The organism is Pseudomonas sp. LB3P25, assembly GCF_054897985.1.
Window position 1 is genome coordinate 680,388 of sequence record NZ_CM142711.1, and the last position, 20,537, is coordinate 700,924.

11 protein-coding genes and 2 pseudogenes are annotated in these 20,537 nt (G+C 59.7%); 5 read left to right on the top strand and 8 right to left on the bottom strand.

Translation table 11 applies throughout. The annotated features are described in order from the left end of the window. Position 1: 1 nt before the first annotated feature. The 5 genes and pseudogenes from selO to ACYZTW_RS03095 form a co-directional block, all read right to left on the bottom strand. Positions 2-1,465, bottom strand: a complete 1,464-nt coding sequence (selO, locus tag ACYZTW_RS03075; protein ID WP_462003684.1) for a protein adenylyltransferase SelO — start codon at positions 1,463-1,465, stop codon at positions 2-4. Between the two features lie 48 nt (positions 1,466-1,513). Continuing rightward, complete coding sequence (gene mscK, locus ACYZTW_RS03080; RefSeq protein ID WP_462003685.1) at positions 1,514-4,864, bottom strand: mechanosensitive channel MscK; 3,351 nt, start codon at positions 4,862-4,864, stop codon at positions 1,514-1,516. Positions 4,865-5,162: 298 nt separating this feature from the next. Then, entirely contained in the window at positions 5,163-6,905 is a 1,743-nt protein-coding gene (locus ACYZTW_RS03085; protein WP_462003686.1) for a potassium/proton antiporter, read from the bottom strand. Positions 6,906-7,238: 333 nt separating this feature from the next. Then, a complete protein-coding gene (locus tag ACYZTW_RS03090; RefSeq protein WP_404942955.1) occupies positions 7,239-8,111 on the bottom strand; it encodes a methyl-accepting chemotaxis protein in 873 nt (290 codons plus the stop codon). Further along, positions 8,094-8,930 (bottom strand): annotated as a pseudogene (locus ACYZTW_RS03095) (MCP four helix bundle domain-containing protein); the annotation flags it as partial. The pseudogene ACYZTW_RS03095 and the gene ACYZTW_RS03090, both read right to left, overlap by 18 nt. A gap of 209 nt (positions 8,931-9,139) precedes the next feature. Here ACYZTW_RS03095 and ACYZTW_RS03100 point away from each other — a divergent pair. Together ACYZTW_RS03100 and ACYZTW_RS03105 are read left to right on the top strand one after the other, a co-directional pair. Continuing rightward, positions 9,140-9,370, top strand: coding sequence for a hypothetical protein (locus tag ACYZTW_RS03100; protein WP_008149645.1), 231 nt, complete (start codon positions 9,140-9,142; stop codon positions 9,368-9,370). Beyond that, positions 9,367-9,672, top strand: a complete 306-nt coding sequence (locus tag ACYZTW_RS03105) for a cell division protein ZapA (RefSeq protein ID WP_282481040.1) — start codon at positions 9,367-9,369, stop codon at positions 9,670-9,672. Before ACYZTW_RS03100 ends, ACYZTW_RS03105 begins: the two co-directional genes overlap by 4 nt. Before the next feature lie 74 nt (positions 9,673-9,746). Here ACYZTW_RS03105 and ACYZTW_RS03110 read toward each other — a convergent pair whose 3' ends face one another. Next, positions 9,747-10,094 (bottom strand): hypothetical protein, encoded by a 348-nt coding sequence (locus ACYZTW_RS03110; RefSeq protein WP_462003687.1) that lies wholly within the window; start codon positions 10,092-10,094, stop codon positions 9,747-9,749. A gap of 302 nt (positions 10,095-10,396) precedes the next feature. On the opposite strand from ACYZTW_RS03110, the pseudogene ACYZTW_RS03115 reads away from it, so the two are divergent. Together ACYZTW_RS03115 and ACYZTW_RS03120 are read left to right on the top strand one after the other, a co-directional pair. Continuing rightward, positions 10,397-11,440 (top strand): annotated as a pseudogene (locus ACYZTW_RS03115) (HAMP domain-containing protein); the annotation flags it as partial. 132 nt (positions 11,441-11,572) lie between these two features. Then, positions 11,573-12,304 (top strand): methyl-accepting chemotaxis protein, encoded by a 732-nt coding sequence (locus ACYZTW_RS03120; RefSeq protein WP_462005695.1) that lies wholly within the window; start codon positions 11,573-11,575, stop codon positions 12,302-12,304. 134 nt (positions 12,305-12,438) lie between these two features. On the opposite strand, the gene ACYZTW_RS03125 is transcribed toward ACYZTW_RS03120, so the two are convergent. Next, positions 12,439-14,241 (bottom strand): acyl-CoA dehydrogenase, encoded by a 1,803-nt coding sequence (locus tag ACYZTW_RS03125; protein ID WP_462003688.1) that lies wholly within the window; start codon positions 14,239-14,241, stop codon positions 12,439-12,441. Positions 14,242-14,501: 260 nt separating this feature from the next. Beyond that, complete coding sequence (gene putA / locus ACYZTW_RS03130; protein ID WP_462003689.1) at positions 14,502-18,455, bottom strand: trifunctional transcriptional regulator/proline dehydrogenase/L-glutamate gamma-semialdehyde dehydrogenase; 3,954 nt, start codon at positions 18,453-18,455, stop codon at positions 14,502-14,504. 463 nt (positions 18,456-18,918) lie between these two features. On the opposite strand from putA, the gene putP reads away from it, so the two are divergent. Then, a complete protein-coding gene (putP, locus tag ACYZTW_RS03135; RefSeq protein ID WP_462003690.1) occupies positions 18,919-20,403 on the top strand; it encodes a sodium/proline symporter PutP in 1,485 nt (494 codons plus the stop codon). The last annotated feature ends 134 nt before the right edge of the window (positions 20,404-20,537 follow it).

Genomic DNA, 20,537 nt, shown 5'->3' on the forward strand with positions numbered 1-20,537 from the left:
TTCAGGAAGAGCAACTGATCTCCAAATGCTTGCCCCACTCCGGCGGCCGCTCGGCATAGCTCTCCATCCCCGGTTGCTCCTCGAACGGATTGCTCAGCACTGCGTGCAGCCGGCGTACCTCTGAATAGTCGCCACTCTCCGCCGCATCAATGGCTTTCTGCGCCAGGTAGTTGCGCAGGATGTAGAGCGGATTGACGGCGTGCATCCGTTTGCGACGTTGTTCCTGATCAGCCTCGCCTTCACGAACAACCCGGGCGATGTAGAGCTCGCCCCAGGCATCGAAGCCTTTGATGTCGACGAAGTCATCGCGCAAACGGGCGACGGCCAGTTCAGGTGATTCTTCCCCCAAACGGCGGAAGAACAGGCTGTAGTCGACGCCACTGTTCTGCATCAGTTGCAGCAGGTGCTCCAGCAGTTTCTGGTCATCATCTTCGGCTGTGGTGAAACCAAGGCGGCGGCGCATCAGGTCCAGGTAATGGGCCTGGTACAACGGGAAGTACAGGCCGAGGGTTTCACGCAGGGCTTCGACGCTGATGAACGGCGTCAGGGCCTGGGCCAGGGCGCTGAGGTTCCACTGGCCGATCGGCACCTGGTTGCTGTAGGAGTAACGACCCTGGTCATCGGAGTGGTTGCAGATGAAGTGGGCGTCGAAGTCGTCGAGGAAGGCGAACGGGCCGTAGTCGAAGGTAATGCCGAGGATCGACATGTTGTCGGTGTTCATCACGCCGTGGCAGAAGCCATAGGCCTGCCATTTGGCGATCAGCTCGGCGTTGCGCTCAACGATTTCGCGGAACATCGCCAGGTACGGTTCCGACTGTTCCAGGCATTCCGGGAAATGCATGGCCAGCACGTGGTCGCCGAGTTCTTTTTGCTTCTCGGGGCGTTTGGTGTAGTAGAAATATTCAAAATGCCCGAAACGCACATGGCTCGGCGCCATGCGCAGGACCATGGCTGCGCGCTCCTGCTTCTCGCGCCACACCGGCGTGTCGGAGCCGATCACGCACAGCGCGCGGGTGGTCGGGATGTTCAGGGCATACAGCGCTTCGGAGGCGAGAAACTCGCGGATCGAGGACCGCAGCACCGCCCGCCCATCACCCATACGCGAAAAGGGCGTCTGGCCGGCACCCTTGAGGTGCAAGTCCCAATGCTCGCCGGCCTCGTTGTACACCTCGCCCAGCAACAGACCGCGACCATCGCCCAGCTGCGGGTTGTAGGAACCGAACTGATGACCGGAATAGACCATCGCCCTCGGGACTGCGTCAGCCCAGAGCTTATGGCCGCTGAACAGTTCGGCGAACTCCGGGGTTTCGGCCACGGAGGGGTCGAGATCGAGCAGCGCCATGGCGGCGGGGCTGGCCACCACCAGGCGTGGATTGTCGATGGGCTCAGGCAGCACGTGGACAGAAAACGTATCGCCCAGGCGGGCGAAACGATTATCGAAGGTCAGTTCGTCGAGGGCTTTCAAGGGCCATCTCCAGCAGAATGTCCGAGCATTCTGCTAGGGATAAGCCGCTTAGTCGAGCTTGGCGGCCGGCGGCTCTTGCGCAGGCTTGCCATCTCTCATGGGCACGATGGTTTTGGTTTCCGGCTCTATAGGCACCATTTTGTATTCCTGGCCTTGAACGTTCTTGAGATAAACCTCCATCTGCCGGAACGAGATGTTGATGTGATGTTTCTTGAACTCACGGTTGATAAAGCGGTTGACCTCATCGAGCACCGGGTTGCGGTCACCGAGGTCGCGCACATGCATGCGCAACTCGTGGTCGAGGGTGCTTTCGCCGAAGTTCAGGAAGTACACGTGGGGTTCCGGGTCTTTCAACACGCGCGGGTTATCGCGTGCGGCCTTGAGCAGCAACTCCTTGACCAGGTCCAGGTCCGAGCCGTAATCGACACCGAGCTTGAGGGTCACTCGGGTGATGGTGTCGGTCAGGGACCAGTTGATCAGTTGACCGGTGATGAACGTCTTGTTCGGGACGATGATGTCCTTGCGGTCGAAGTCGGTGATGGTCGTGGCACGGATGCGGATCTTGCTCACCGTACCGGACAGGTTGCCGATGGTGATGGTGTCGCCAATCCGCACCGGGCGTTCGAACAGGATCATGATCCCGGAGATGAAGTTCGCGAAGATTTCCTGCATCCCGAAGCCGAGACCCACCGACAGCGCCGCCACCAGCCATTGCAACTTGTCCCAGCTCACGCCGAGTGTTGACAGGGTCGAGACGAAACCGATGCCAGCGATCACGTAAGACAGCAACGTGGTGGTGGCGTATGCACTGCCCTGAGCCAGGTTCAGTTTCGACAACACCAACACTTCCAGCAGCCCCGGCAAGTTACGCGCGAGGGCGAAGGTGATGCCGATGATAATCAGCGCGCCGAGCAAGTCGCCAATACTGATCGGCACCATGCTCATGTTGGCACCGGTGCCGCTGGTGTATTCGTAGAGGGTGACGTTATCCAGGTACGAAAACACCGAGATCAGATCGGACCAGACCCAATACAACGCCGCGATGAAACCACCGAGCAGTGCCAGGCGAATCAGTCGCAGGGACTGCTCGTTGACCTTCTCGATGTCCAGGGTCGGCTCTTCGATCACCGCTTCGCCGTCGCCGGCCTCTTTCGCGGCCTGGCGTTTGGCCAGGGCGCGCTGGTAGGCCAGACGGCGTGCCGCCACGCTGAGACCGCGCACGAAGGTGGCTTCGATCACCAGCCAGAACATCAGGAGGTACAGGGTGTTGATCAACCGGTCACTGAGCTTCAGCGCGGTGTAGTAATAGCCGAAGCACACCGCCACGAACAACGCGACAGGCAGGACGGTGAACATGATCCCCACAGCCTTGCGGAACAGCGAAGCGTTCTGATGCGTCGGGCTGCTGATCAGCAAGCGGCTGAGCAGCCAGGCCATCAACGCGTAGCAGGTCAGCACCACCGGCATGCCGAGCACGTCATCGGCCAGCGCCGCCGGTTGCAGTTCCGCGACCGCCACGACAGCGACGAGGGCCATCACCACCAGCCCGAGCCGGCGGACCCAACCTTGAAGGAATTCGACCTGAGGTTTTTCCCAGCGGAAGTGCAGTTCGGCCACACCGCCCGGCGCGAGGGTCCGGTAGGCGGTGTAAAACACCAGCCAGGCCTGAGCCATTTGCAGCAGCGCCGCACCCATGTTGGCGTTCTGTCCGCGGGCGTCGATTTGCAAGGCCAGGCCACACAAGGCCAGGCCTATAGAAACCGGCATCGCCAGCAAAATGTTGATCAGAATGGCCTGGGGGGTGTGCCACTGGCTGTCACGCTTGAAGTGGCCGATGTCCTGGTGAACCTTGTTCAGTCGGGCATACAAGCTTTTGCGCCGCCACAGCAGGGCACCGATCAGTAACGCCAACGGCAGGAACAGCAACGGTCGCTGGGTCAGACCATCGGTCAATTCGCTCAGGCTCGAGGCCCAGGGCAGGGTGGTGACCTGTCGTTGCAGGCGTTCCGGCACGCCGCGCATCCACTCCGGGTCCAGCGGTTTGTTGCTGGGAATCCAGAACATCTGCTCATCGAGGGTCGCCCGCAGGCTTTGCGCGGTGCTGAGCAATTGCTTCTGATTGAGCTGCAACGTGATGGATTCATTGAGCACCGCGCTGAGTTCGCGGTTCAGCCGCTCCAGCAGGTCGGCGCGGGTCGTGGCCAGTTCCAGCAGGCTCTTGCGCAGTTGCGGGGTGACTTGCTCGGGAGGCTGAGTCGACAGCAGGTTGTCGACGTAGGTCGCCGGGTTGCTGAGCAGTTCCCGTTGCTGGCTGACTTCGAATTGATAGAGGCGAATGTCGGCGATCTGGTCGGCCAGGTCGCGGTCGAGCTTGAGGCGTGGCAGGGCCTGTTTCTGTTTGTAGAGGATCTTGGAGAGCAACAGGCTGCCCTTGAGCACGTTGATTTGCTCGTCCAGCGCCGAATCGCTCTGGGTCACATTGTCCAGCTGCTGCTTGGTCTGCAGGTTCTGCTGGGTGACTTCGTTGAGGCGGTCAGTACTTTTAAGCAGATAGTCCGAGAGTTTCAGGTTGGCCGCGCTTTCGGTAGCCAGCAGGCTGCTGCCGCCGGACTTCTGCGCTTCGATGGACTGCTGGGTCACTGTTTCTTGGGATTGAGCCAGGCGCTTCTGGTTGATCAGGTTTTGCAGCTCCTGGATTTCCTGATCCAGACGATCGGATTTTTCCGATAGCAAATCATGCTGGCTGTTGCCCAGGTCCTGCAGTTGACTGTTGCCGGCCAGTTCCTGGCGACGTAACGGGATCAGGGCATTCAGCGCCGCGAGTTCGGCGTTGAGCTGGTCGCGTTGCTCAGGGGTCAAGGTCTTGCCGGCGTCTTTGCCGGCCTTGAGGATGTTGTTGATCTGCTGGATGCGCGTCTGGCTGCTAGAAATTTCGGCCTGGGCGCGCTCGGGGCGGGTCTGGGCAGTAATCACCAGACTGTTGGCGTCAGCCAGGGCTTTCTGCAGATCGCTTTGCTGGGTAGAGCGCTCGGTGAGCATTTGCTCCAGTTGCTGAATAGGCTCTTTGGCATAGCGCTGCGGTACTGGCAGCACTTTGGAGGCTTTGAGCTTGGTCAGTTCTCGCTGGTTCTCGATGTTCTGCTTCGGGGCGTTGGCCAGTTGCTGTTTGAGATCGGCCAGTTTCTGCTCGTAATCACGCTGGTTGTTGAGCTGTGTCAGCGTGCTTTGCAAAATACTTTGCAGGGCTTTCTGATCGGCTTCCGGCAGTTTGCGCTCGGCGATCTTGTCCAGGTTCGCCTGCACGGCTTCGCTGGACGGCGGTTCGGCCGCTTGCAATGTACCGACAGAAAGACTCAAGCCCAGCAGGGCCATGATGAAAAACGTGCGCAGGGTTGACATAGAGACCGATCGAAAACGAGACGAAGTGGGGGGCGTGTTGACGTTTAATCACGGATCGCGTTGGAGCTGTGAGCGATCCGCGCAAGGCGCGGGACGAAGGTAAGGGTTGTTTCCTTACCAAGTCCCGCAACGCAGTGCGGCTCGCTCACAGCTCCAACCCGCAGGGCCCAGCCCCGCAAAGCGCAATCCGTCGTTATTCGTCGTTCATTTGGAGCAACCAAACTTCTCTCCTCATGCCTAGTCTTGCGCTTTGCGGGGATGGGCGCGACCGTGATTAAACGTCAACACGCCCCCTAGTTTAGAGGAAGAGTCCCGGGCCGGGGCGACTTCCTTCGGGGAATCTGACGCCCACTTTGCCGATCTTGTTCCCCTCCATGACCGCGACGGTCCAAATGGTGTTGTTCCACTCCACCTGGTCACCGACTACGGGTGCACCGCCCACTTTCTGGGCTATGAAATGGCCGAGCGACATGTCCGGATCGATGCCTTCGACTTTCAAACCGTACAGCGCCGCAACCGCAGCCAGCTGGGCGTCTCCTTCGAGTACGAAGTCGCCGAAGAAGCGCAAGTCGAGGCCCCGTTGCGGCGCCTGGCTGAAGAGTTTTCCGAGGGCTGGAAGGTTGTGTTCATGGCCGATTACGCACAGCAAATCGTCGACTTCGAGCACCGTACTACCCGACGGATGGAGCAGTTGCTGGCGACGAAACAGCGCCGCGATGCGAGTACCTTCGGGCATTTTCAGTTCGCGAAGTGGCGAGCCGATGCACCATTTCTCGGCACCGAGGCGATAAACGAACAGCTCCCACTCACTGGTGACATGCACTTCCAGAGCAGCGCGGGAGATCGGCGCAGGCTCCGGCGGAACGGTCACTTTCAAAAGCTTCGCCACCCACGGCAGGCTCGTACCCTGCACCAGCAGCGACACCAATACGATAAAGAACGCGAGGTTGAAGTAGAGCTGGGCGTTGGGCAGGCCGGCCATCAGCGGGAACACCGCCAGAATGATCGGGACCGCGCCGCGTAACCCGACCCAGGAAATGAACGCCTTCTCGCGCCCATGGAACGCCTTGAACGGCAGCAGGCCGACCAAAACCGACAACGGCCGGGCAAACAGAATCATCCACAGCGCCAGACCCAGGGCAGGCAGGGCAATCGGCAACAAGTCGTGGGGCGTTACCAGCAACCCCAGCACCAGGAACATACCGATTTGCGCCAGCCAGGCCATGCCATCGAGCATGTGCAAAATGCCGTGGCGACTGCGCACCGGGCGGTTGCCGATGACCAGGCCGCACAGGTAAACCGCCAGAAAACCGCTGCCGTGCAAGGCGTTGGTCAGGGCAAACACGACCAGTCCGCCGGCAATGACCAGAATCGGATAAAGGCCGGTGGCCAGGTGGATACGGTTGACCAGTTGCAGCATGAGCCAGCCGCCACCCAGGCCGATGACGGCACCGATACCGAACTCACGCAGCAGGTGGGTCAACAGGCTCCAGTGCAGACCGGTCTGGCCGCTGGCGAGCATGTCGATCAGGGTCACGGTGAGGAACACCGCCATCGGGTCGTTGCTGCCGGACTCGATCTCGAGGCTGGCGGTGACCCGTTCGTTCAGGCCTTTGCCGCCTAGCAGCGAGAACACCGCCGCGGCGTCCGTAGATCCGACAATCGCGCCGATCAGCAGGCCCTGGATCAGGTTCAGGTTGAACAGCCACGCGGCTGCCATGCCGGTCAGCCCGGTGGTGATCAACACCCCGACCGTCGCCAGCGACAGCGCCGGCCATAACGCCACGCGGAAGCTGGAAACCCGGGTGCGCAAGCCGCCGTCGAGCAGGATGACTGCCAGGGCGAGGTTGCCGACCAGATAGGCCGTTGGGTAGTTATCAAAAATAATGCCGGCGCCGTCGACGCCAGCCGACATGCCCACCGCGAGGATGATCACCAGAATCGGGATACCGAGGCGCGATGAAAGTGAACTCACCAGAATGCTTGCACCTACCAGCAACGCGCCGATCAAGAACAGGCTGTTGATGGTCGTCGCATTCAAAGGCAGTACTCCAGAAAGCTGAAAGGCGGGCGCAAACTGACCATGCAGTCTGCGTGCCAGCGATTCTAACCTGTTGAAATGTGATGCTGTCAAAAAGGTTTTTTGACAGTGCGTGGCCTGGATTTTTGTTCGACTTGCAACCGACCCCTCACCCTAACCCTCTCCCCAGAGGGGCGAGGGGACTGACCGAGGTGCTTGTGCGAAATATTGCGACCTGAGATTGCGAGTCGAACTCAGGTTCTGGACAGCATGAAGATCGGCTCCCTTTCCCCCTCTCCCCTATGGGGAGAGGGCTGGGGTGAGGGGTGGTTTTGAGCGAGCCACATATTCAGATCAGAGGCTAAACCGCCCAACCATGTTGTTCAGGTCCAGCGCCAATCGCGACAGTTCATTACTCGCGGCACTGGTCTGGTTAGCCCCGGTCGCCGACTGCACCGACAGATCACGAATGTTCACCAGATTGCGGTCCACTTCGCGGGCCACCTGCGCCTGCTCTTCGGCAGCGCTGGCGATCACCAGGTTGCGTTCGTTGATTTCGACGATGGCGCTATTAATAGTGTCGAGCGACAGGCCTGCACCACGGGCGATGTTCAAGGTCGATTCAGCACGCTCGGTGCTGTTGCGCATCGAATCCACCGCGTGTTCGGTACCGCTCTGGATGCTGCCGATCATGCGTTCGATTTCGCTGGTCGATTGCTGGGTGCGATGGGCCAGGGCACGAACCTCGTCCGCTACCACGGCGAAACCACGACCGGCCTCACCGGCACGGGCGGCTTCGATGGCGGCGTTCAATGCCAGCAAGTTGGTCTGGTCAGCCAGGCCACGAATCACGTCCAGCACTTTACCGATGTCACGGGATTCGTTGGCCAGGTCGCCAATCAGGGTCGCGGTGCTCTGCACATCGGCGCTCATGCGTTCGATGGCGCTGACGGTTTCCTGCACCAGGTCACGGCCATCACCGGCAGAGGTGGTGGCATTTTTCGAGGCTTCGGACGTGCTGACGGCATTGCGCGCGACTTCTTCCACGGCGCTGGTCATTTCGTTGACAGCGGTGGCGGCCTGTTCGATTTCGTTGTTCTGTTGGGTCAGGCCACGAGCGCTTTCGTCGGTGACACTGTTGAGCTCTTCAGCGGCGGACGCCAGTTGCGTGGCGGAACCGGAAATCCGTTGCAGGGTGTCGCGCAGCTTGTCCTGCATCTTCGACATGGCCAGCAGCAAGCGGCCGGCTTCATCCTCACCGTCTACTGTGATCGGGCGAGTCAGGTTGCCTTCGGCAATTTCTTCGGCAGCGCTCAGGGCATTGGCGATTGGCTTGGTGATGCTGTTGGTCAGCAACCAGGCGAAAAGCAGGGTCAGGCCGGTCGCGATCACCAACAGGGTCACCACCAGGTTGAAGGCCGAGTCGTACTGGTCGGCAGCTTGCTGATTGGTGTCGAGGGTCTGCTGCGTATTGATCTCCAGCAGGCGGTTCAACACGGCATTGACCGCTTCGGAGTTGCTCAGCAATTCAGTGTTCAGCAGGGTGCGCAATTCGTCGACCTGATTGTTGCGCGACAGGGTCTTCATGCGGTCTTCGATCTGACGGTACTGGCCGAGCAACTGCACGTACTGGTCGTAGGCCGAACGTTCCTGCGGGCTGGAGATCAGTTTTTCGTAAATCGCCTGAGCGGCGCGAATCTGCTGATTGCGGGTTTCCAGCAGTTCCATGGTCTTTTGCTGGACGTCCGGTTCGCGGTTCACCAGCAAACGGTAGGACAACACCCGCAGGCGCAGGGTGAGTTGCGTGAACTCGTCGAGGCTTTTGATGCTCGGCACGCTGCTCAAGGTGATGTCCTCGGCGGCGCCGCGAATCTTGCTCATCTGGTTCAAGGCAAACACGCCCAAAACCAACATCAGGACGCCAATCAGGGCAAAACCGAGGAACGCCCGCGGTGCGATATTCATATTACGAAGGGACATGGTGTTTACCGAAAAGAGCGCATCCGTGCGGCGCTGAGACTGACGTATGGGTGACTTATCGGTCATACGACTAAAGTCTTGAGGCCCTGCGCGTTTTTGTCGCACAACCGCCCCGGCGACGAAGTGCAGGAACCAGATTGGCCAATCACAGTCTTTAAAGTTCGCGAGGAAGGTCGCCCGCCTGGAAAATCAAGGCCTTGCGCCCCAATAACCCTGGCATCCGTGGTGACTTTTCTTTATCGTACGCGCCCTTTGAAAATGCTTGGAAAATCAAAATGTTGGAAGCATCCCTAAGCCAATTGGAACAGCTGGTCAGCGACCTGGTGCAACAGAACCAGACCCTGCTCGGCACTAACCAAACCCTGAGCGCAGAACTGGCCCAGGCCAAGGATGAAAACGAAAGCCTGCAACTGAGCCTGATGGAACAGGAAGAGAAACAAGGGGCTACCGCTGCACGCATTCAGGCCCTGGTTGAGCGCGTTAGCGCCGGCCCAGTCAGCGCATGAATCACGGCGCCGCAGGGGTAAAAGTCGTCTCGATCCTGGGGGAGGACTATTCGATCAAGGCGCCGGCCGGGGAAGAGCAAACCCTGCTGGACGCCGCGTTAATGCTGAAGGCTGCCCTGGCCGACACCAAAAAGAAGTACCCGACGCTGATCGGTGACCGCTTGCTGGTGCTGGCCGCGATGAATCTGTGCTCCCAGCAGATCGAAATGCAGAAACAGCACAAGCAGGAACTCGACCGTTACCAAGAGCAAGTCAGCGCCACGGTTGAAGTGATTTCCAAGACGATCGGCCAGCAAGGCTGATTGTCACAGTTCAGAGCGCCCTTTGGCCTAGGGCGCTTTCAATCAATTGACGGCCACGACCAGAGCACACCAGCTTAGCGCCAGCCGATCAAGATTTCCCACTCGCCATTCTCCTTCTTTTTATAAACAACGCTATTTACGATCATGGTGGTCCCCTCCTTTCTGATGAAGTGGTCACCCACCGCGAGTAGGGGGGCATACTCCTGGTTGCTGATCGATTGGGATGTTTTGTAAGTGACGTCGGAGTCGAATCCAATTTCAACGAAGATACGACTGTCATTTGCTTCTACAAATCGCTTCTTGGTCACTCTGTCACTCATTGGGCCATCGTTCACCATCGCACCGACTCTGGCGTGTTTGATAAAGAACTCAGCATCTACTGCAACGCTGGGCTGTAGTGGCATTGCATTTTCTTTGTTCATGATTTCACCTTTACATTAGTGACAAGGGCGCCGGTGCTGTTGATCACTCCGCAAAACAGGACTTGGGCAGACCTAACCTAGTCGCAGAACACTCGCTTGTAACCTGTCAAAGTTGACAGGTCGCATCTGATGCGCACGATCATCTCTCCCGATCATCAACAAAGAGGTCTGCGCTTTAAAGACGATTTAAGTTGATTTTGTGTACAATCGGCACGCCAGTTGCAGTGTTTCAGCCTCTTATTCTTTGGGGGTGCTCCATGCAGTTCTGGCGACGCAGTATTCAATGGCAGTTGATCCTGAGCATGGGCACCGCCCTGCTGGTCAGTATTCTGATCGTGGTTGGCATTTATACCCTCGTGGTCAATCGTCTCGCCGAGCGCTATCTGGTCGAACAAGCGCTGCCGTCGAGCATCGAAGCGATGCGCAACGACATCGAGCGAATCCTCGTTCAACCCCTCACCGCCGCCAAGGACATCGCCAGCAACAGCATGGTGCGCGACTGGTTGGCCGGGGGTGAAAGCAGTGCCCAGACCAACGCCTTCGTCACCTATCTGGAAGGCATCCGCGCCGAGCACAAAGCCTTTACCGCGCTGATCGTCGGCACTGCTTCAAACCACTACTTCACCGAAAAAGGCCTGGACCGGACCCTCAGTCGTTCCAACCCCAAAGACGCCTGGTTCTACTCGTTCCTCGACAGCAACCAGCCGCGCACCCTCAATATCGACAATGACACCGCGACCGGAGAGTTGGCGCTGTTCATCGATCTCAAGGTCGAGCAGGCCGGCAAAATCGTGGGCGTTGCCGGGCTCGGCCTGAGCATGAAAGAGCTGTCGGAGCTGATCCATAACTTCAACTTCGGTGAGCGCGGCAAGGTCTATCTCGTGCGTTCCGACGGTTTGATCCAGGTTCACCCCGAAGCGCAGTTCAGCGGCAAACGCACACTGGCCGAACAGATTGGCGCCCCGGCAGCGCAAGCCGTCATGGGCCAGCTCTCTACTTCCACCGCATCCGCCACCCACAGCAGCTTTGTGCGCGAAGGCGAAGATTTCCTGGCATTGAGCCTGCCGTTGCGGGATTTGGGCTGGACCCTGGTGGCCGAAGTGCCACAGTCGCAGATCTACGCCGAAGCCCGCCGCGCCATGTGGATGAGCAGCGGCATCGGCCTGGCGGTGGCGCTGGTTTGCCTGATGCTGGTGGTGGTGTTAGCCCGTGGATTGGTGCGGCCGATCCGTCAGGTAACAGCGGCGCTGGTAGCCATCGGTAGCGGTGGTGGAGATTTGACCCACAGGTTAGATTCCAGTCGCGCCGATGAGCTGGGTGACCTGGCTCGCGGCTTCAATCGGTTCCTGGACAGTCAGCGCGACATGATCGGCGAAGTGCTGACCACCAGCGAGCGTTTACGCACGGCGGTCGGGCAGGTGGCGCGGGTGGTGGACAACACCGCGGAACGCTCAGGTCGCCAGCAGGAAATGACCGACATGGTCGCCACCGCCGTTCACGAAATGGGCCTGACCGTGCAGGAAATCGCCCAGAACGCCGGCAACGCTGCGCTGGCTTCGCAAACTGCCCGCGATGAAGCGATGCAGGCGCGGGAAGTGGTGGGCGGGTCGATCCGGCGTATTGAAAGCATGTCCGATGAAATCGGCCTCGCTGCCAGTGCGGTGGGCGAGTTGGCCCATCAGGTGGCGTCCATCGATCAGGTGCTGGCGGTGATTCGCGGGATTTCCGAGCAGACCAATTTGCTGGCGCTCAACGCGGCCATCGAAGCGGCGCGGGCCGGGGACATGGGGCGTGGGTTTGCGGTCGTGGCGGATGAAGTGCGGACGTTGGCGCGGCGGACGCAGTCGTCCACCGATGAGATTCAGCAGATGATCGGCAGTCTCAAGCAAGGCGCAGAAAATGCAGTGTCGTCGATGCATTCCGGGCAAGCGGCGACCGGCACGGGCGTTGAGTCGAGCCAGCGCACCGGGGCGTCGTTGACGGCGATTACCGGGCAGGTCGAGCGCATCAGCGACATGAACCATCAGGTGGCGACGGCGACGGAAGAGCAGTCGGCGGTGACGGAAGAGATCAACCGCAACGTGCAGGGGATTTCCGATTTGGCCCGGGCGACGGCAGGGGAAGTCAGAGCTTGCCGTGAGGACTGTCAGACGTTGCAGCGGTTGGCGGATGATTTGGCGCGGCAGATGGGTAGCTTCAAGCTGAGCTGATAAATGTATCGCTTGCACTGACGCCATCGCGAGCAGGCTCGCTCCCACATTTGAACGCGTTGTCTGGTTGAACGCGGACCACTGTGGGAGCGAGCCTGCTCGCGAATGTTTTCAGCCGCGCCAAAGAGTTCGGATCAAAACCACTCATCCTGCATCCCAAGGCACACATCATCCCGCGCCTCAAGAATCGCCAATTCATGGTGGCAACCCGGCACTTCCCACGTCAGGAAATACCGCGCCGCCTGCAGCTTGCCTTTATAGAAGCTCACATCCGCCGCATTGCCCTTGGCCAGCCCTTCCTCAGCGCGAATCGCCTGCTCTAGCCAGCGCCAGCCAATCACCGTGTGCCCGAACACTTTCAGGTACAGCGCCGAGTTCGCCAGGCTGCTGTTGACCTTGCCTTGCGCCAAATCCGTCAGTAAACCAATGGTCACGGTTTGCAGGCGCGCCACCAATTTCTCCAGCGGCTCACGCAGCGCGGTTAAAGATTCATACGCTTGAGCGCGCTCGGCGGTATTGGCAATCAGACGGATCAATTGCTTGAGCCCCGCACCACCGTTCTGTGCCAGTTTGCGGCCCAGCAAGTCCAGCGATTGAATGCCGTGAGTCCCTTCGTGGATCGGGTTCAGACGGTTGTCGCGGTAATACTGCTCCACCGGGTATTCGCGGGTATAGCCGTGGCCGCCGAGTATCTGGATCGCCAGTTCGTTGGCCTTCAGGCAAAACTCCGACGGCCAGGATTTGACGATCGGCGTGAGCAAATCCAGCAGCTCGTGGGCCTGCTTGCGCTCGGCTTCAGTCTCAAGCGTCGTGGTGTCGTCAAACAGTCGCGCTGCGTACAACCCTAAGTCGAACGAGCCTTCGACGTAGGCTTTCTGGGTCAGCAACATGCGTTTGACGTCGGCGTGCTGAATGATCGCCACCGGTGCGGTGTTCGGATCCTTGCTGTCCGGCACGCGACCTTGCGGACGCTCGCGGGCGTACTCCAGGGAATACAAAAACCCGGCGTAGCCGAGCATCACCGCGCCCATGCCGACGCCGATCCGCGCCTCGTTCATCATCTGGAACATGTAGCTCAGGCCGTGATGCGGCTTGCCCACCAGGTAGCCGACACACTCACCGTTATCGCCGAAATTCAGCGCGGTGGAGGTGGTGCCGCGCCAGCCCATCTTGTGAAACAAGCCAGCCAGCAGCACATCGTTACGTTTGCCCAGACTGCCGTCATCGTTAACCAGAAACTTGGGCACGATGAACAGCGAAATCCCTTTCACACCCGCCGGTGCATCCGGCAGCTTGGCCAGCACCATGTGCACGATGTTTTCCGACAGCGGGTGATCACCGCCGGAGATGAAGATCTTGTTGCCCTTGAGTCGATACGTGCCGTCAGACGCAGGCTCTGCGCGGGTACGAATATCCGACAGCGACGAGCCGGCATGCGGTTCGGTCAGCGCCATGGTGCCGAAGAAACGTCCGTCGATCATCGGTTGCAGGAAGCGCTGTTTCTGCTCCTCGGTGCCGAAGCTTTCGATCAGGTTCGCCGCGCCCATGGTCAGGAACGGATACGAGGTCGACGCCGCGTTGGCCGATTGGAAGTGTGCGAAGCAGGCCTGGGACAACAGCGTAGGAAGTTGCATCCCTCCCGCATCGAAACTGCGCGCAGCGTTGAGGAAACCGGCTTCAAGGAAGGCATCCACCGCCGGTTTCACTTCCGGAATCAGAATCGCCTGACCGTCCTCATAGCGCGGCTCATTCTCGTCGCCCTTGCGATTGTGCGGAGCGAAGAACTTCTCGGCGATGTTGCGAGCGGTGCCAATGGCAGCATCGAAGGTCTCGCGGTTGTGCTCGGCGAAACGCTCACGCTGGGTCAGGCCCTCGGCATCAAGGACTTCATACAGCTCGAAAGCCAGATTGCGGGAACTGAGCAACGTCTCGGACATGGCGGCCTACCTTTTTTTGGAATGGACCGAGTCTAGGCGTGGGGAAGGTGGGCTGAAAGGATGATTGATGAGCGTGATGGTGGAGCAGCGCAGCGACTTAGCAGACGCCACAAAACAATTGTGGGAGCGAGCCTGCTCGCGATAGCGGTGTGTCATCCAATACAGATGTCGGATGACACACCGCTATCGCGAGCAAGCTCGCTCCCACAGGGGATTTTGCATGCCGGGCAGCCATTGCGGATGCCCGGTCTTATTGCGGTTTAGCCGATAGTCATCAGGCTGGCATTACCACCCGCCGCCGCAGTGTTGACGCTCAACGCCCGCTCGATCACCAGACGCTCCAACGCAATGTTGGTCTCGCCTTGCGACAAGCCATGAACCCCAACAATCGCGCCAGCACGCTTGGCCACTTGCTGGCACACCGCACGCAGCTGATCGGAATGGCCGTGATGCAGAGCTGCATCAAACAGCACTTCGTCCTTGCTCCAGTCGGAAACCAGCTTGATCTTCGCCTGAACTTCCTTCGGCAAACGTGCGAACAAGGCCTTGGTCAATTCAGCTTCCGGCCATACCGCCGAACCGCCGACGGCCAATACCGCCGCCAGTTGCGTCAGCAGATCGCCTTCGACTTCCGCCAGGCACAGCACGTGTTCGCGCGGCAGGATGGCGTAGCTGTTGCGCTCGCCGGTCGGGCCCGCCAGAACACGGGTGATCCCGCTTTGCGATTGCGCCGCGAACTGCACGCACAGGGCGCTTAGGTCGGAGAACTTGTTGCTGTCAGCCCAGGCTTGCAGGGCCTTCAGCGGTTTGCTCATGGCATCACGCAGACGGACATCCGGCGCAGCGATAGCGTCGCCGCGAGCGAAGGATTGTTCGATTGCATCGGTAGGGCGCGTCGACAACAGACGGTACAGGTACAACGGACCACCGGCTTTCGGGCCAGTGCCCGACAGGCCTTCGCCACCAAACGGCTGCACGCCGACCACGGCGCCGACGATGTTGCGGTTCACATAGACGTTACCGGCGTTGACGTTGTCGATCACCTTGGCGATGGTCTCGTCGATGCGCGTGTGCACGCCCAGCGTCAGGCCGTAACCGGAAGCGTTGATCTGACCGATCAGCTGATCGATGTCTTTGCGCTTGTAGCGCACCACGTGCAGCACCGGGCCGAAGATCTCACGTTGCAGTTCGTCGAAGCTTTCCAGCTCGATCAGGGTCGGCATCACGAAGGTGCCGCGTTTGACTTCTTCGGTGTTGGCGATTGCCACCTGGTACACGCTGCGGCCTTTGTCGCGCATGGCCTGGATGTGCTTCTCGATACCCGCTTTGGCTTCGGCGTCGATCACCGGGCCGATGTCCACGGACAGCCGCTCAGGGTTACCGAGACGGCATTCAGCCATGGCGCCCTTGAGCATTTCGATGACACGGTCAGCGGAATCTTCCTGCAGGCACAGCACCCGCAGCGCCGAGCAACGTTGACCGGCGCTGTCGAAGGCCGACGACACCACGTCGATCACCACTTGCTCGGTCAGTGCCGAGGAGTCGACGATCATTGCGTTCTGGCCACCGGTTTCGGCGATCAGTGGAATCGGGCGACCTTGAGCATCCAGACGACCCGCGACGTTGCGTTGCAGCAAACGAGCGACTTCGGTGGAGCCGGTGAACATCACGCCTTTGACCCGATCGTCGCCGACCAGACGAGCGCCAACGGTTTCGCCACGGCCCGGCAGCAGTTGCAGCACGCCTTCCGGAATCCCGGCTTCGAGCAGCAAGCGCACGGCTTGAGCAGCCACCAGCGGGGTTTGTTCCGCAGGCTTGGCCAGTACCGGGTTACCGGCGGCCAATGCAGCAGCGACTTGGCCACTGAAGATGGCTAGCGGGAAGTTCCATGGGCTGATGCACACCACCGGGCCCAATGGGCGGTGGGCGTCGTTGGTGAAATCGTTGCGCGCCTGCACCGCGTAATAACGCAGGAAGTCCACGGCTTCACGCACTTCGGCGATGGCGTTGGCGAAGGTCTTGCCGGCTTCGCGAGCCAGCAGGCCCATCAGCGGCTGGATCTCGCCTTCCATCAAATCGGCGGCACGTTCCAGAATCGCGGCACGTTCGGCGGGCGGAGTGGCTTGCCAGATCGGTGCGGCGTTCAGGGCGCACTGAATCGCGTTGTCGACGTCTTCGACGGTCGCTTCCTGTACATGGCCGACCACGTCACGCAGATCGGACGGGTTCAGCACTGGCGCAGGGGTTTCAGTGCTGGACGCGCAACCGAGCATCGGCGCGGCTTTCCAGTGGTTATGAGCGGTTGCCAGCAAAGCACAGGACAGGGAAGCCAGACGATGTTCGTTGGCCATGTCGATGCCGCTGGAGTTGGCGCGCTCGGCACCATAAAGATCACGCGGCAGTGGGATACGCGGGTGCGGCAGGCCGAAGCCGCCTTCCAGCGTCGCCATCCGCTCGATGCTGGCCACAGGATCGGCCACCAGCGCCTGAATCGAGATGGACTGATCGGCGATCTGGTTGACGAACGAGGTATTCGCGCCGTTTTCCAACAGGCGACGCACCAGGTACGCCAGCAGTGTTTCGTGAGTACCGACCGGTGCGTACACGCGGCACGGACGGTTCAGCTTGCCTTCGGAAACTTTGCCTACAACCTGTTCGTACAACGGTTCGCCCATGCCGTGCAGGCACTGGAACTCGTACTGGCCGGGGTAATAGTTCTGACCGGCGATGTGGTAAATGGCCGACAAGGTGTGGGCGTTGTGCGTGGCGAACTGCGGGTAGATGACTTCCGGTACCGACAGCAGTTTGCGGGCGCAGGCGATGTAGGAAACGTCGGTGTACACCTTGCGGGTGTAGACCGGATAGCCTTCCAGGCCTTCGACTTGGGCGCGCTTGATTTCGCTGTCCCAGTACGCGCCTTTGACCAGACGGATCATCAGGCGATGACGGCTGCGACGAGCCAGGTCAATCACGTAGTCGATCACATACGGGCAACGCTTTTGATAAGCCTGGATCACGAAACCGATGCCGTTCCAGCCGGTCAGTTGCGGCTCGAAGCACAGGCGCTCCAGCAGATCCAGCGACAGCTCGAGGCGGTCGGCTTCTTCGGCGTCGATGTTCAGGCCGATGTCATATTGCTTGGCCAGCAGGGTCAGCGACAGCAGGCGCGGGTACAACTCGTCCATCACGCGCTCGTACTGCGCACGGCTGTAACGCGGGTGCAGTGCCGACAGCTTGATCGAAATGCCAGGGCCTTCATAAATCCCACGACCGTGGGACGCTTTGCCGATCGAGTGGATGGCTTGTTCGTACGAGGCCAGGTACTTCTGCGCATCGTGCTCGGTGAGTGCGGCTTCACCCAGCATGTCGTAGGAATAGCGGAAGCCTTTGGCTTCGAACTTGCTGGCGTTGGCCAGGGCTTCGGCGATGGTTTCGCCGGTCACGAACTGCTCGCCCATCAGGCGCATGGCCATGTCGACGCCCTTGCGGATCATCGGCTCGCCGCTCTTGCCGATGATGCGGCTCAAGGACGAAGTCAGGCCGGCTTCGTTGTGGGTGGCGACCAGTTTGCCGGTCAGCAGCAAGCCCCAAGTGGCGGCGTTGACGAACAGCGACGGGCTGTTGCCCAGGTGCGGGTGCCAGTTACCGGTGCTGATTTTGTCGCGGATCAGTGCGTCACGGGTGCCTTTGTCCGGGATGCGCAGCAGCGCTTCGGCCAGGCACATCAGCGCCACGCCTTCCTGGGACGACAGGGAAAATTCCTGCAACAGGCCCTGAACAATCCCGGCACGGCCGCCGGCGCTCTTCTGATTGCGCAGTTTTTCGGCAATCGAGGCGGCGAGCTTGTTAGTGGCCTCGGCCATGGCGACCGGCAGGCGAGCCTGCTCGATCAGCATCGGCACCACTTCCGGCTCAGGGCGACGGTAAGCGGCGGTGATCGAAGCGCGCAGCACCGATTGCGGCAGGATGCTTTCAGCGAATTCCAGGAAGCACTGGTGCGCGTGGTCAGCGTGGACTTCGCCGGCGTCGTCAGCGTCTTTGCTGATCAGGCCGCTCAGCTCGGTCAGGGTTGCACCACCCTCGAGTTTTTCCAGGTAATTGAAAATTGCCTGCTTGATCAGCCAGTGCGGCGTGCGATCAATCGAGGTCGCGGCAGCCTTGAGGCGCTCGCGGGTCGGGTCGTCAAGTTTGACCCCAAGGGTGGTGGTAGCCATATTTTTATCCTCATGTTTGCCACGACCGCGTGGCATCAGCTGGCGGCAAGATTAGCCGTGCAACCGTCGAGGTGCAACCGGGTGCAACCCTTTTTTTGTCGGAATTATAAGCAGCTCGTCAGGAATTAAATTCCGGTACGAACGTACCGCTCCTGCTTGGTGCTTTTGCTTCTAGTAAACCGAGAGGACTGCGCTAAAAGGGAGCAAAAACGGGGTTTTTCAGGAAAATCCGACTAGGTGCAACTTATTCCCAAGAAACTGGTTGCACCTTATTTGCTTTGTTGAATAGCATTCGCGCCCAAGGTGCAACCGGTCAAAAAAGACAGGTGCACCGGCTGATGGCTTTCCTGGGGAAACATCAGTCATAAATGCGCGGGCCCCGAAATCGTCTGAACAAACGTTGTCGTTTGTCGGCGGTTTCACACTCTGCCGCTACATAAAAACAAAGCCAGGGCATCACTTAATGAGCGTAAGCAATCCAACACTGATCACGTTCGTGATCTACATCGCAGCAATGGTGCTGATCGGCTTAATGGCCTATCGCTCCACCAACAACCTTTCTGACTACATTCTGGGCGGTCGCAGTCTGGGCAGCGTCGTGACTGCATTGTCCGCTGGCGCCTCCGACATGAGCGGCTGGTTGTTGATGGGCCTGCCGGGCGCTATCTACATGTCCGGTCTGTCCGAAAGCTGGATCGCCATCGGTCTGATCGTCGGTGCTTACCTGAACTGGCTGTTCGTCGCCGGCCGTCTGCGTGTACAGACCGAGCACAACGGCGATGCATTGACCCTGCCGGATTACTTCTCCAGCCGTTTCGAAGACAAAAGCGGCCTGCTGCGGATCATCTCTGCGGTCGTGATCCTGGTGTTCTTCACCATCTACTGCGCTTCCGGCATCGTGGCCGGCGCCCGTCTGTTTGAAAGTACCTTCGGCATGTCCTACGAGACTGCACTGTGGGCTGGCGCTGCGGCGACGATTGCCTACACCTTCGTCGGTGGTTTCCTGGCAGTGAGCTGGACTGACACCGTACAAGCCACCCTGATGATCTTCGCCTTGTTGCTGACGCCGATCATCGTGCTGCTGGCCACCGGCGGCATCGATACCACGTTCCTGGCGATCGAAGCTCAAGATCCAAGCAATTTCGATATGCTGAAAAACACCACCTTCATCGGCGTGATTTCGCTGATGGGCTGGGGCCTGGGCTACTTCGGCCAGCCGCACATCCTGGCGCGTTTCATGGCGGCGGATTCGGTGAAGTCGATCGCCAATGCCCGTCGCATCTCCATGACCTGGATGATCCTGTGCCTGGGCGGCACCGTGGCTGTTGGTTTCTTCGGGATTGCCTACTTCTCGGCAAACCCTGCCGTGGCAATGCCAGTGAGCGAAAACCACGAACGTGTGTTCATCGAACTGGCCAAAATCCTGTTCAACCCATGGGTTGCCGGTGTACTGCTGTCGGCCATTCTGGCGGCGGTCATGAGTACATTGAGCTGCCAATTGCTGGTGTGCTCGAGCGCCCTGACCGAAGACTTCTACAAAACCTTCCTGCGTAAAACCGCTTCCCAGGTTGAATTGGTCTGGGTCGGCCGTGCCATGGTGCTGCTGGTTGCCCTGATCGCTATCGGTCTGGCCGCTAACCCGAACAACCGTGTACTGGGTCTGGTCAGCTACGCCTGGGCCGGTTTCGGCGCTGCGTTCGGTCCGGTTGTCCTGATCTCCGTGATCTGGAAAGACATGACCCGCAACGGCGCACTGGCCGGCATCCTGGTCGGCGCGATCACCGTGATCGTCTGGAAGCACTTCGAACTGCTGGGCCTGTACGAAATCATCCCTGGTTTCATCTTCGCCAGCCTGGCCATCTACATCGTCAGCAAACTGGGCACGCCGACTCACGGCATGCTTCAGCGCTTCGCCGCTGCCGAGGCAGATTTCCGCCTGAATAAGTGATGGGGATGAGCTGATGCTCTGACCTTTCGCCGAATATAAAAACGGCCCGTCTCCTGTTGGAGGCGGGCCGTTTTTTTTTGGACCACGCAAATCTCGAAACGCTGTGAATTCCCTGTGGGAGCGAGCCTGCTCGC